Annotated in this window: 4 protein-coding genes; 2 read left to right on the top strand and 2 right to left on the bottom strand. The window is 36.7% G+C overall.

Annotated features, from left to right (window positions below):
• Positions 1-582: 582 nt before the first annotated feature.
• Complete coding sequence (locus AC3B5S_RS03800; protein ID WP_489790088.1) at positions 583-4,725, bottom strand: hypothetical protein; 4,143 nt, start codon at positions 4,723-4,725, stop codon at positions 583-585.
• Positions 4,726-5,773: 1,048 nt separating this feature from the next.
• On the opposite strand from AC3B5S_RS03800, the gene AC3B5S_RS03805 reads away from it, so the two are divergent.
• Positions 5,774-5,839, top strand: a complete 66-nt coding sequence (locus AC3B5S_RS03805) for a putative holin-like toxin (RefSeq protein ID WP_489757701.1) — start codon at positions 5,774-5,776, stop codon at positions 5,837-5,839.
• 901 nt (positions 5,840-6,740) lie between these two features.
• On the opposite strand, the gene AC3B5S_RS03810 is transcribed toward AC3B5S_RS03805, so the two are convergent.
• Positions 6,741-9,407 (bottom strand): BspA family leucine-rich repeat surface protein, encoded by a 2,667-nt coding sequence (locus AC3B5S_RS03810; RefSeq protein ID WP_489790089.1) that lies wholly within the window; start codon positions 9,405-9,407, stop codon positions 6,741-6,743.
• A gap of 413 nt (positions 9,408-9,820) precedes the next feature.
• Here AC3B5S_RS03810 and AC3B5S_RS03815 point away from each other — a divergent pair, with 413 nt between their 5' ends.
• Positions 9,821-14,197, top strand: coding sequence for a hypothetical protein (locus tag AC3B5S_RS03815; RefSeq protein ID WP_489790090.1), 4,377 nt, complete (start codon positions 9,821-9,823; stop codon positions 14,195-14,197).
• Positions 14,198-14,574: the final 377 nt, after the last annotated feature.

Genomic DNA, 14,574 nt, shown 5'->3' on the forward strand with positions numbered 1-14,574 from the left:
AAGCTCAACATACTAAAAAAGCAGTTTAGTTTTAGCAAGTCTAAACTACTTTTATCATTAAATGTCATTTTACTAAGAACCAAAGATTGAAGAAAATGCCGGTTTCAACAGATGATTCTACTATAATATTAATATGCTTCCCAAGAATTAGGATAATAATTTTTGGAAGCATTTTTTATTGCTATCTCAATAAGACAAAATTGATATTTATAATTCAAAAAACTATCTGAAAAGTTATTAATTTAGCAATCTACTATTTATATATTTAGTGGCTTTAATTGATCGACGCGGTATTAAAGCTCTCAAAACAAGCAAGTGTGTATCTCTTAATAACAGGAGAGAAAGACCGACTAACGAAAGCTTAAACTCAACAAGTCAAGCTGCTTCAACAAAGAAGCCAAAGTCTAGAGCAATCAAACCTGAAAATGCATATCGAGACCGAATTAAAAATATATTCATTACTAATCACCAAAGCATCAAGACCAAATAAAAAGGACCAACACCGATCGAATATCGGAAATTAGTCCTAATTTAAAAACTGTTTTACATTTTGGGTTCATATCACTTTTTTCATTACTAAATTTAATTATTCAAAGCATTATTAACCGTCCACGTTAGCATTGATTGATATTTTTTCGCTGCAGGTTTATCTTGCGTTGGTTGGAGATAAATTCCTTTCTTAGCTCCGGTTTTAAGCCACCAATCTTCGGCAAATAATGCCGTCGCACTAGGACCAGTACCTGTTTGAAAGACGGGCACGTCACTGTTAATAACCTTAGCCACTGAATCAGTAGTACCATCTTGATAAATCAAATTGAATAAAGCATTGTTGGAATTACAACGCACATCAACTGTGTAATGGAAGGTGGAATTGGCAGGTTGCTCATATGTCAACTGGTAATCCTTCTCCTTATAACTATCACTCGTATCCACCGGACAATACTGATCTGTCGTTTTAACCGAATTACGTGTATGGCGACCATAATCAATGTTTTTTGGAACTGCCAAAGATACATCATATAGATTGTTGTAAGTCAGTGAACCCGAAGCACCTAAGTTCAATTGCTGGTCAGGTGCTTCTGGATCCGTTGTTTGTAAAGTTGAACCATGTAGAGTTAATTGCGTATCAGCTTTGGACTTCTGATAAGTCACCGGCGTATCCACTTCAAAACTCGTTCCAGCAGGAAAACTCGTTCCCGTGAGTTTGAAATTACCCGGGGTATAGTGCTGACCATAAGCAAAGTCCGTTAACGTCTGGTCTCCTTGATTAGGAATGTGCAAAATCAATTTTGCAGTTCCCTTCTTAATGCCACCGCCATAATCGGCTGGTTCAGTCAAACAAAAATCGTTTAAGCCGACGGTACTCATCTTTGGTTGATACAGATCTTTTTCCAGATAATTTCCACTAGACAGATAGGATTGGTGCTCACCTTTAGCGGTCGTATCTAGCGGCTTGGTAAGATCATTTTGTTGATATAACTCTTTATAACCATTAAAGGCGGGCACATTTTCGACATGATAGTTATACTGCAATAGATCTGACGTAGCCAAATTGCCAGCAGCGTCCGGCTTGACGTAGGGACTCAGGCCTTGTTGATCATCACTACCCTGAATATACAGGGTGTGATCGCCTGATGTTTGTGTCACATGATCAACATCCCAAGTATGTTTTGTTAAGGTAGGCACGTCTGGTGGCGTAACAGCTGGCGGTGTAACATCTGCAGTTTGAGGTGGAGTGTCTGTGGCGGTATTCAGGCTGGTAGTGCTTCCCTTTTTATCATAGCCCTTTAAGTGAATAATATTATTACTGCTAATATCATCTTGATATTCTAACGGTACAGAAACTTTGTCGCCCAATAATACCTTTGGTCCTCGATAGACATTGGACTTGGCAGCAGCTTCTTGGTCAAAGCCCAAATACAAACTATTGATATCCACAGTTTTAGTAGCAGATTCTTGGTTATTAGAGACGGCGCTCACCTTAACCGTATCATTCGGTTTTAAGGTTAATTTTGTAAAGCCATCCTTCCCCTCATTTTTAGTATTATAATTATCCACCGCTTTATCAATATCAAAGGAGAAGTGAGGAATATTATTCGTGTCAATTTGCCAAGCGACGCCTTGAGCCCCGGATAAATATAACGGCGCAGCTGTAACTTTCTTGCCAAGATCCCAAGTGGTTGTGCCATCAGTAGCTGTACTATAAGCAATATCGTCGTCATCATTTAAGATATCGGGCGTTGACGGACTAAAACCAGGGACATAACTCCCACCAGAAGAAGTAAAACTGCTGGCAATATAGCCTTGTGTATCCTGCTTATCAGCACTCGCATCTTCATTTCGGACAGTTCCTAAATCATAATCTTTTCCTCCATCATTAACTACCACTTTCAGCATCGGCGGATCCGGATGGAAATCATCTTCTGACTTATTCAAAGAGCCACTAATCGTACGAGAGTGTGGATCGATGATTGGGGTCTTTAAATGTTCAACTGGTCCATCAATTTCTGAAAAATGAATATGACTAAATTCTTTAGAATTTCCCGAACCAGCGGATGTTTGCATTTGATTCAAGTAATTTAATAATCGGCCAATTTCTGCCTTACTACCAGTTAAATCTTCGGGTGGTGACTTTAAGACAAACTTTGTCAAATCAATATAGTTACCAGTAAACGGAATACTAAGATGTTGCATTTGTACAGGATTTTTGTCATTGGTTGAAGAATCATCGAAACCAAACGATACTTTGGACTGAGAATTCGTCCCACTAGCTCCCATTTTGATATCGTAAGCTTTAATATCCGTCGCTGCACTTGTCGAAACAATATTTGATGAAGCATTAGTATTATAACCGAGATCCAGATCGACATTTTGGGGTTTATACAAGCTGATGTCAGTTTTTCCCTTAATATTCAACAATTGCACATTACCCGAACTTGGTTGCTCAGGTGTATCAGCAATCTTAATATTAAAGTTACCACCCTTCCGTACAATTATCTTCGAAGTTTCTAATGAAGATGGAGGTCCTAACTGGAATAAACCCGAATTACTCGTAGTACCCAGATTATTCGCGGTAATATTAAAGTCACCACGATTTAACTCAGCTGTACCATCAGTAAACTGGACTAAAGGTTTAGTATCAGCTCCCTCACTCGTCACATTAATGGCTTCATCCAAACCTTTTTGATAGCCACCTGAATTATAAACAATCTTTGAACTAGCACCTTTCATATAAATCGCATTGGCAGTCGTAGTGGAAGAATAAGGATCATTATAAGTAGCGGTCGTATCATAGGCACTCGTATCACCACTTAACTGTTCCATGGAGTCTTTCATCGAATCATTTTTGACATCGATATTGAGATGAGTATTAGGATTTAATGTTAAAACACCTGTATTCATTAAATACAATCCGGAAGAACCGTTGGGGGCATCTTCCCCACTGCCGCGCGGATAGAGATTAACCTCCGCGCCTTGTTTCTTAGCATCATCCCCTAATAACGTGGCATTACCAGTCAATTCCAAAACATTACCATTATAAGTAGAACCATTAAAAACAGCGTCTGGTTCAAAGGTAACATTCGTCACTTGCATAACTTGTTGATTACCAGGCCCAAAAAAGTTTTCACACTGATATCTTCGTTGATCCACTGGGCTTTTATAAGTGTTTAGTGAATAAGCCGTCGTGTGACCCGAAATATAAATATTAGAAGATCCAGAGGTGCCAGATCTAGTCCACAAAAATTGCGCGCCATAATAAGTGATATCACGATAAAATTCATTAGTAGAACTACTAGAATCATTTCCTAACCGAACAAAACCATAATAAGTCGAACCGTAAATTTGAAGATTATCTAACGTGACATTATCCATTTGATTAGCGTCATTATAAGCAAACCGCAAACTATAATCACCCGCATTAATTTTGGGCGTACTTTCATCTGGACCGTGATTACCAACAATCGTCAAATGATGATTAGTTGCTGAATCGCCTGGTCGCTTTGTTAAAATAGTAAAATTACCTGTACTACCACCAATATTACCCACAATAGGTTGTATGATGTTGGCGGCTTTGGTTACTGAACCTATGGAACCACTATTAAAAACATAATTAGTTGAAAGTGGATTAGTTTTATCAAGCACATTTGGTGAAACAAAATCCAAATCTTGAACTATAATAATACGTTTAACCGGACTAGTAGACGTTGTTGCATTAATACCGGTACCACCATTACCCTCATTAATATCAACAGTATTCGTTCCAGTGTTTTTAATACCGTAAACCGCTAGTAAAAACTGCAAAACATTACGTACATAAACCGTTTTTCCGCCATCGGCATTAATCTCATCGGTACCAGTACCATCACCAGTAATCGCCCCTGGTTGAACATCTTTCGTGGCATCAGCATACATCCCATCACTAGGCCAGTTAATTTTGGAGGGATCAATTTTTGAATAGCCTAACTCTTCAAGTTGGTCAGCATCGCCAAAACCAGTTTTGGAAACATCTTTATCTGTTTCTAATAACGAACTCGTAGCACTAGTAATTCTAGAATTGAACCGGGCTGGCGTACTACCAGTTGGTGGCAAACCACTATTTAATTGTGTCAAATCTTGCTGAAAGCTATCTGCATTAGCAGCCCCTTGAACAAGGTTCCCCTGTTCACCGCAAACGATCGTCAACGAAAGCAACATCAAACTAAAAATCCACCGAATTCTTTTCATATTATCCCCTAATATTCATGATTATGTAATATGATTTAAATATCATTAAAATTATTTTGTTAATTTAACTAAGATGACTTTTTATCTAAAAAATAATTGTATCATTTATAATTTAGTTCTAATTACATACACAAAATAATCATTACATAATGATATCATCATTAGACTCACTTTTAAACAACATCTGTACATTATTTATGTTTTTAGGATAAAAATTCAGTCATAGCAGGTATAATATCTGTTTTCAAAAAGATATTTTTTCATTTAAAGTTGTTTATTTAGTGCCAATACACCACCTTAATTAAATTAGTTTCAATCATTCAGCTCAACAATCGTGAAAAAATGAATTTTAAGCTAGCTTTAACTAGCTGTTAAGTTTATAACCATAAAAAAAGCAGTTTAGGCTTAAAGAACAATTCCTAAACTGCTTTCATCATTAAATTGTCATTTCACTAAGATCTTTGGGTTGAAGACAGTCACTACTCATTGGCTAATGACCATTCACTTCAAGTTGAAGAAAAATACCGGCTGCAACGCATGATTCTGCTATAATACTTGTGAGTAAAGTTACTGCTAAGGTGGCGACTATTCCGCAAGGAAGTGGTGCTTATGGTGTTAATGCTGTAATCCCAGAGCCTATTGAAAGGAATAGTAATTTGAAACTACTAGCTATTGCTTATCTAAGCCATAGCTTTATTGGATTAGTCCGCATAGTTGTAGAACTTGTCAAGTTCATAAACAAGACAAGAAAATAGCCATCCTTAGCTTGTACAGAGCTAGATGGCTATCAATATAATATAAATAGTCGCTACTTTGGCAACTTTACCAAGAGTCAGTGTATCCAGCACTGGCTCTTTTTCTATCCTTAGAATAACACAAACTAAAGAAAATACCAGTTTCAGCAGATGATTCTGCTATCATATTTCTAGTAAAGTTAAGCTAAGGCGGTAGCTATTCTACAAAGGAGTGGTGCTTATGGTGTAACAACTGTAACCACAAATCCTACGAAAGGAGTAGCAGTGTGTCCGTATCAGACGCTCTTCAATTAATGTTTGCATTCGGTATGTTTATCATAGCGTTGCTTTCATATATTGATCAGCATAATGATCGGTGATACAAAAATAATCGCCTTAGCCGAGCAGGGCTAGCGATTATTAATATTTTCAATATTTAATAGCTGCTGTTTTAGCAACTTTACTAAAAATTCAGTGTATCTCTACTTCTATCACTAGGATAACACAAACTAAAAAAAATACCAGTTTCAACAGATTATTCTGCTATAATATTTACTAGTAAAGTTAAGCTAAGGTGGCGGCTATTCCACAAGGGTGTGGTGCTTATGGTGTTAATACTGTAATCCTAGATTCCATTGAAAGGAATAGCAATTTGAAGCTACTAGCTATTGCTTATCTAATCCATAGCTTTATTGGATTAGTCCGCATAGTTGTAGAACTTGTCAAGTTGATAAACAAGACAAGAAAATAGTCATCCTTAGCTTTCACAGAGCTAGATGACTATTTCAACAATTTTTAATAAATAGAATAGTCGCTGCTTTGGCAGCTTTACTAAAGAGTCAGTGTAACCAGCGCTGGCTCTTTTTCTATTTTTAGAATAACACAACTGGCAGAAAATACCAATTTCAACAGATGATTCTGCTATAATATTTACTAGTAAAGTTAAGCTAAGGTGGCGGCTATTCCGCAAAGGAGTGGTGCTTATGGTGTTAATGCTGTAATCCCAGATTCCATTGAAAGGAATAGCAATTTGAAACTACTAGCTATTGCTTATCTAATCCATAGTTTCATTGGATTAGTCCGCATAGTCGTAGAACTTGTCAAGTTGATAAACAAGACAAGAAAATAGCCATCCTTAGCTTTCGCAGAGCTAGATGACTATAAGATTTATAAAGAATTCAATAGTCGCTACTTTGGCAACTTTACTAAGGAGTCAGTGTGTCCAGCACTGGCTCTTTTTCTATCACTAGAATAACACAACTGGAAGAAAATACCAGTTATTTAGTTCTTAGTATAGTAAACATCCACCACTTGATCTTGGTCATTGCTGGTGACTGTTTGTGCGGCAACCGTTGCTTGACTAGCAGTATAACCACTAATCACTGGTGCCGAAAATTCATCCCAGTTGCCCGTACTCCAAGTGCCGTAAACCTGATTGCCGGTAACTTGATCAATATACAGATTTTGCTTCAAAACAGCAACTTGATCGTAACTCTTGGTCATACCACTGGGATAATTGACATTAATCGTCCGCAGAATGGTCTTGGTTTGTGAACTAGTTTGAATTTGATGATCAACTGCTACTTGAATAATCTGCTGGCCTGAGCCGTCAATGGTAATCGTGGTTTGCGGTTGTTCCAATAATTCATAGCCCTTTGGAGCATGATAATTAAGCGTCAAAATATCACCCACATAACCCGTCAAAGTTTGAGTGCCAACTTCTTGGCCATCATCTAAATATTGAATCGTCACTGTTTGTTCAACCGGTGTGTAATCAATATCAACCGTCTGATCTTGTCCATAAACATCAGCATTTTGCGCGGGTACTTCAGCTTGACTGGCTTGATATCCTGCAAAAGTCGGTACCACATAAGCATCCCATTGATCTTGTGACCAGTCGCCATAATCCACCGTGTCATCATCGTTGTAGTGAACATTGCGCTTTAAAGTGATCGTTTGCGTCTGTGTTTGCAGCCGCCCATCGGGTTGATGAATATTAATCGTGCGCGTTACGGCTTTTTTCTCAACCCGATCAGGAATGAACGGTTCGCTGTCCCAATCATAGGTAGTGATTTGGTCACGATCAGTAGTTTGTGCAAGTTCTTCTGGCGTATATTTAGTTCCTTGCTGGTAACCCTTTGTTGCGACCCAATGTTGTGAGAGCAGAGTTTTATTAGTTCCTGGAATTTTAGTTCCTACTTCAGGGAAACCAGCAAATGAAGATGAATACACGTTTAAAGGAATGTTGGGACCAACTACAATGTGATTCAATGGAATATTATAAAAAATATCATTAATACCCTCCACAACTTCAGGACATAATATATGCCAGCTGCTTAAGTCCAAACTATATAACTTATAGTTGCAACCAAACATACCGCCCATAGTAGTGCCCAAAACATCTGAATTATCGACAGTCAGCTGAAATACTTTGAGATTCTCACAAGACACCATTGTATTAAACATATCATACATATTAGTACCTTGCTTAATAACCCAATTGGACAAATCTAAGTCAGTTATGGATGAACAATAGAAAAACATCCCATACGTGCTGGTCACATTAGAAACGTCCCAATTATTAATATCTAAACTCTGTAAATCAGTGTCCCACGCAAACATCCCTCGCATATTGGTCACTTTAGATGTATCAAATGATGACAAATCAATTGTTTTTAAACTTCCACATGTATCAAACATGCCCATCATATTGGTCACTTGGGATGTATCAAAATTACTAATATTTAAATCAACTAAATTAGGACAAAAATAAAACATACCATACATGGTTGTTACTTGGGATGTATCAAAGTTGCTTAAATCTAAAGTTGTTAGATTATAACATCCAGCAAACATGCCATACATCGTATTAACTTTTGATGTATTAAAGTTACTGACATCTAAACGAAGTAAATAATAATCGCCGTAAAACATACCATACATATCAGTTACATTAGACGTATCAAAACTGCTTAAATCCAAATGTTGCAAATTTAAATCACTAAACATTTCTTTCATTGTGGTAACTTTCGAAGTATTCAGTTTACTAGTATTCAAGCTAATAAACTTGCTGCCAGCAAACATATCACTCATATCTGTAACATTAGATGTATCTAAATTACTTAAATCCAAATTGCCATAAGAACCCCGACCAAACATGCCCCGCATGTTCGTCACATGACTGGTATTAAAGCGGCTTAAATCTAAATCGGCTGTTAATTGAATATTACGAAACATCCCCTGCGTAGTTGTAACATTAGACATATCTAAATTACTCAAACCCAAAATTCGTTTGACTGGTAAGTACGCAAATAAGAACGAAGAATTTGCATTAGCAACCACTCCGGGATCAAATTGAATCTGTGTTAGTTCATTATTCCAATTAAAATTTTCATTGAAAACATCCGGATCGCCACCAATGCTTCCGTATTTATATTCAGTCGTTGTATCTATCCCATTGACATACAAGTTATACCGGTGTCCTTCCCCCAGCGTACCAGCATGAAAAGTCAACGTATAATCGTCACCTTGGTGGACATAATCCCAATTGCTGGTGCCCCAAGTTCCTGTTGCAATGACTTCGCTTGTAGTAGCGTCAGGTGTTGGATTAGTCGGCGTCGTTGTCGAAGCAACATTAGTAGTAACATTCACATTATTTGAAGCGCTATCATTAGTTGCCGAATTAACACTTGTTGTAGTTGTCGTAGAACTCGGCTCCACATTATCCGTTGATGCTGGTGCAGGAGTTACACTTACGTCTGTGGTTGGTGCCTCGTTGTTCGCCCCAACATTATCATTGCCAACATTTTGCTCTGATGTTGTCGGTGTAGTCACCGCCACCGCTTGATTAGTTTGATTCGTGTCCGCAGCCACTTGTTGCGTTAACGCTAAGCCACACACTAAACCTAATAATGTCCCCGTTGTGGTTAGCCATCGTTTCTTATCCAAAAGAACTCCTCCTCAATTCAAGTGATTTATTTAACAAATTTAATTATATCTTGATAATTTTAATTTTCAAGCCAACTTTTTTTAAAATTTAATGTGTATTGTATTAATACATATCAAAAGATAATTGTCAGTTTTTAATCAAAAATTAAATATCTAATGTCTTTAAAAACTAATGAGTACAAAATTAGCTTTTTTCACACCCGACAATTGCGCTAATTATTTATTTAAAGCTCATTATGTAGTTTCATTAAATCACAAATAAATAATAGTAAAATGCAAAATAACTGTAATTCAATTCATTTGATTAATAAAAAACAAGGAATTATAATGATGGCGCATACTTTTTTATACATTATGAAAAATCGACAGCATATTTATTGATGATTTCTAGAAATTCAATTGAGGTCGTATTTATGTCTAAAATTAAAGTCATCTTATCTACCATTCTATTTACCGCAATTATCGCCCTAGCCCAACTAACACCTGTAAAGGCTGACTTATTGAAGCCGACTACACCTAACGATGAGATAATTGGATCCTACACAAAAAATCCAGCAATTCAAAAAACACCTACTTTCACTCCCCAAGAAGTGACACGCGAATCTCCCTTATTAAAAGATGATAGCCAAGATGGAGTAGCTTATACCAATAAACCCGATTATTCTATATCTGACGGTACAATAACGAATAACACTGAAAATCAATCAATTATTGCTGACGGTTTAATTAATCAAGATGATATTATACGCAACGGTAATAACGATGACATTACCTATAATGAAAACACTAATTCAGTTGACCCAAACAACTCCGATACTTATACAGTTTACGTATCGAATGCATATCAATTCTTAGAAGCTATATATGATTTACATGCTAGTGGAGCAACCACTTCGACAGATAGAATTTCTACGCAAGAACAAAGCGTATCACATATCAGCAAAATAGTTCTCACAAAAGATATTGATTTAACTAACTTACCACAAGTTATTAAGAATAAATATATTCTTGAAGGGTCTGGAGATTACTCAAGTATTTATACCAGACATTTTAAACTAACCATAGATGGTCAAGACCCCTATAACAAAAATATTGAACATTCAATAAACTTAGGTGCATACTCTTTTGCCATTACGGGAGATGCTAGAAACGGTGATGGTAAAAACCTCAAATTGTATAAGGAAGATTGGACTTGGAAAAACATCCATATGTATGGACAAAGTTGGTGGGGACCAACAGCAGCTAACACCGGCTATTCGAAAAATGCAGAACACCCAGAATATTCTAATGCTGATTTATTTGCCAAAGGCGGTTATACAAAGTTGAATTTTGAAAATTGTACTTACATCGGGTGTCAATTACACAACTCCTACAGTAGTCGATCCAATGCTTTGGTAACAATTAAAGGTAGAGTTAGTGCATCGTCTGTTAAAAATTTTCAATACAACGGTAAACAATACGTATCTGAAGACAAAAACCAACAAATTTTCGAAGCATCTAAAATTAGATTTGAAAAAAATAGCTACTTTACTGGCTATACGTACGATAGTCCTGCTATTGAATTAAACTCCACGTCGCAAAGTGATTTTATTGATAAAACTCCAGCCACTTCCAGCATGACTCTGGAAGACGGAGCAAAAGTTTTCATTTACCCACATGGAGACAATTCTATGGAAAGAGCTGGTGATACTTCACCCTATGGCATGCCTTACGGGTTGGTAACCCAAGCTACTAATTCTCAATTAATTATGAACGGTAATTCTCAGTTAAATTTCATTTCTAATGATGCACCAGCCAAAGGACAGTATGTAGGTGATGAGAGCAAATACCTTACTTACGGTGGAAGTATTAATACGGACACTCCTACTTTAAGAGAAAGTAATAATTTAGCAGGTGCAATTTATTTAGCTGGCAGTAACCAAATTCGATACAAAAAGGACGACTCTGGATCTCCAACCATTAATGTACAAAGCAATGACCAAATCAATATGAACTACGACGATACAGTTACCACAACCGACACTAGCTCTAATGGTTTAAATAAATATGAAAACGGAACTCAAGAAGATGAAAAAAATCTTATAGATAATGGAAATATAACTGCACCTACAGAAATCGGAAATGAAGCAAACTACAATAACAATTATAGCAAGTATGTAAATTACCTTTACTCTAAAGGTCAAGACCAATCTAAAACAGGCGCAACTTATAATAGTTCTCCGTTAGTTGCTTTCTTAGGCAAGGGAGACATTCAACTAGATCATGGAACATTTAGCATAGTGTCGAATAATATGGACGATTTTGGCGGAGCTAATGTAGGTTTGGATCCCGGTAATAAAGGAAGCATAATGTATGTAGGTGGAACATCAAATATAGATATCAAAAAAGATGGTATTTTTAAATTATTAGTTGATGGTAGTTACCCCGATACTATAGATGGAGGAAAGGGAGGAGTTATTAACTTATTAACTGCCGCAAATGGATTATCTTTAAAAATTTCAAATCCCGAACAAATCACATTAGATGCTGGGCCTAATAATAACGAAAATACACACATTGTTTACGTACAAGGTGGAAGTAAAACTGATGGAGGTGGCGATGTTGATTTACAAGATTCTACATTCTCCGCATGGGGAAACACTTCACCAATTAAATCTCCTGCTGGAGATATGCTGGGGACAGATCCTTCTAAAGATATCAAGCTATTGAATATTCCAATTCAAAGAATTGATATTCCGTTTACCTATTGGTCTATACCTGCTAATCTTTTTCAAAATGGTCACAATGCAGTTTATGCACGTAATCAGCTCTCTGGGCAAAGTGATTTAAACGAATTAAATAGTGCCTTAAGTTCTATGAATGGTAAAGAATTTCATAAAATTGAATTTGGTAAATTAGACAGTCCTAAAATCAATAATACAGTTACCCACATCATTCCCAATCTTCCTAAACATGACGATGATAAAATTGATAGTATGACGATTGCAGGAACAATTAATCACTATGATGGCGATACACCGTTTACTCCTGCTATTCCATTAATTAGTTTAAAAATTGAGCATCATGCTCCTGATGGATCTGTAACAACTGTTGATGATTTAGGAACTATCAATAATAGTGATCAAGCTTATGGTATTAGTCCATCAAATACAACAGTTCCTGTTTCAGTTACTCCTAACATTTTAGGCATTGATGACAAGGGTAAACAAACCGGAGTAGCAGATGTCACAGGTTCATTAACAGATGTCACTAATCCAATGCCCAAATATTTGAATGTTGATTCGACTAAAGACGGACCATCTCCTTTGATAATGAGTAAAAACTTGGATGATGGAACTGCCAATGATTACAAAGATTCTTATAATTATCAAATAAATGTTCAGCAGGCAATCAAGAACTATAATAACTCGCACCAAGATAACCCAATCCCAGAATTAAAATCCAGCGATGTTATTCAAGTTGGTGCAGTTACTAACTTTCAGAGTACTCCGTTACAAAATATCAAGGTTACCGACCTCTTTTTAAGTACCACTACTAAAACTGATAAATACTTATTAGGTGATACTGTTCGCGTACCCGTAACCTATTTCGATGGTAATACTAGTTCTACCAAAGTTAATTTGACTGGTTCAGTTACTAGCGATAGTGATACTTCCAAATCTGTTAGTGGGTCATTAATGTTTGATCAAGATGAAGATCACCACTATGATCATAATTCTGAAGTTACTAAAAATTGGAACATATCAGGAATCGCCGATAAAGTTAGTTCTATCAATACCTTAACCTTTAATGGTCAAGATGATGCTACTCCAATTAATAAGTACCCGTTCGATCAAACTGACAAACCATTAACTTATAATTATCAAGTTCTGCCTTACCCAAAGTATAACGGCAAAAAATATTTAACGAAGGTTAATCACGATGGCAAAACTATTGATAAGGGTGCCAATACTTTAGAGACCGACTTTACACCGGTTGGTCATCATGATTTAAGTAACGTCCAATTTGTCATTGGCGAACTGAATGGTGATAGTGCTGATGCCCCGGCCAAATCAAATGGTAGTTTGACTATTACTGCCACTACGCCTGCTGGTAAAAGTGGCACTTATAGCACAACTACTGTGCCTGACGGCAACACCTATAATCTAACTGGTACCGACTTTGGCTTTGGCTCCGCCACTTTGCCCGCAGACACGACCTTCACGATTAAGCAACCAGTCACTTTTCCTAATGACAGTGGCTCTTTCACGCCAAGTATTGATTACATGAACTCGAAGAGCACCGATGGCACTTATATTCAGTTAGCTGAATCTGCCCATAGTGATTATGGTATCGGGCTGCCGGATCTTAGTTTAACCGTCCCTCAGCAATTAGACTATTCCGCAATTTTAAAGGGTGAAGAACAAAAAATCTTTCCTAAAAAGCTTGCTGACATTGATCCACAAGTTACCCTAACCAATAACTACGTCGCTCCTTTGAATGTTCAATTGACGGCACAAGTTAATGCCAAAACTTCAACAATTCGAGACTTGTTCTACTTCCAAGAAGCACCAACTACTGCCGACAGTACTACGAATGCAGCGCTAGCAGCACCAGTAACCGTCTTAGATCAACAATTCCCCAGTCAGCAAACACAAAAATTAACTTTATCAACTGATAAACAAGCCGCTAGTCCGAATATTGGGCCCTATTTGCAGATAGATAAAGACGACAGTAGCCTTAAAGCTTTAGCAAAAGAGCCCCAATCGGCTAGCATCACCTGGACTGCTACCAACAGTCTCGTTAATTAACGTCCTTCCCCGAACAATGTAATTCAGATAGAACACAAAAAAGCCAACTAGAAAATTCTAGTTGGCTTTTTTATTCATTAATAATAATTTGTACCAGTCTATCACTTAGGCAACCCTTACCTAAAGTAAGTTTAGGCTGTAACAAACCCTTTTTATTTTATCTAACTATCTGAGGGAATGCAATTCTTAATTTAATCTTTTGCTTAGTCTAAATTAATTTTAATCATAAAAAATAATTTTTTGAACTGCTTTTTGGAAAATAGTCTATAAAATCTGGCTTCGCTTACAAAATCAATTTTTGCTTAACATCGTGAAATATTTTACCACAAATACTCATTTTATTATTTTACTTAATTTTATTTACTAGATTACTTGCC

The organism is Bombilactobacillus sp. ESL1094 (assembly GCF_058107425.1).

Bases quoted from the DNA above. Each gene is read 5' to 3' on its own strand.
- AC3B5S_RS03800 (WP_489790088.1), bottom strand. From the start codon at position 4,725: ATGAAAAGAATTCGGTGGATTTTTAGTTTGATGTTGCTTTCGTTGACG.
- AC3B5S_RS03815 (WP_489790090.1), top strand. From the start codon at position 9,821: ATGTCTAAAATTAAAGTCATCTTATCTACCATTCTATTTACCGCAATT.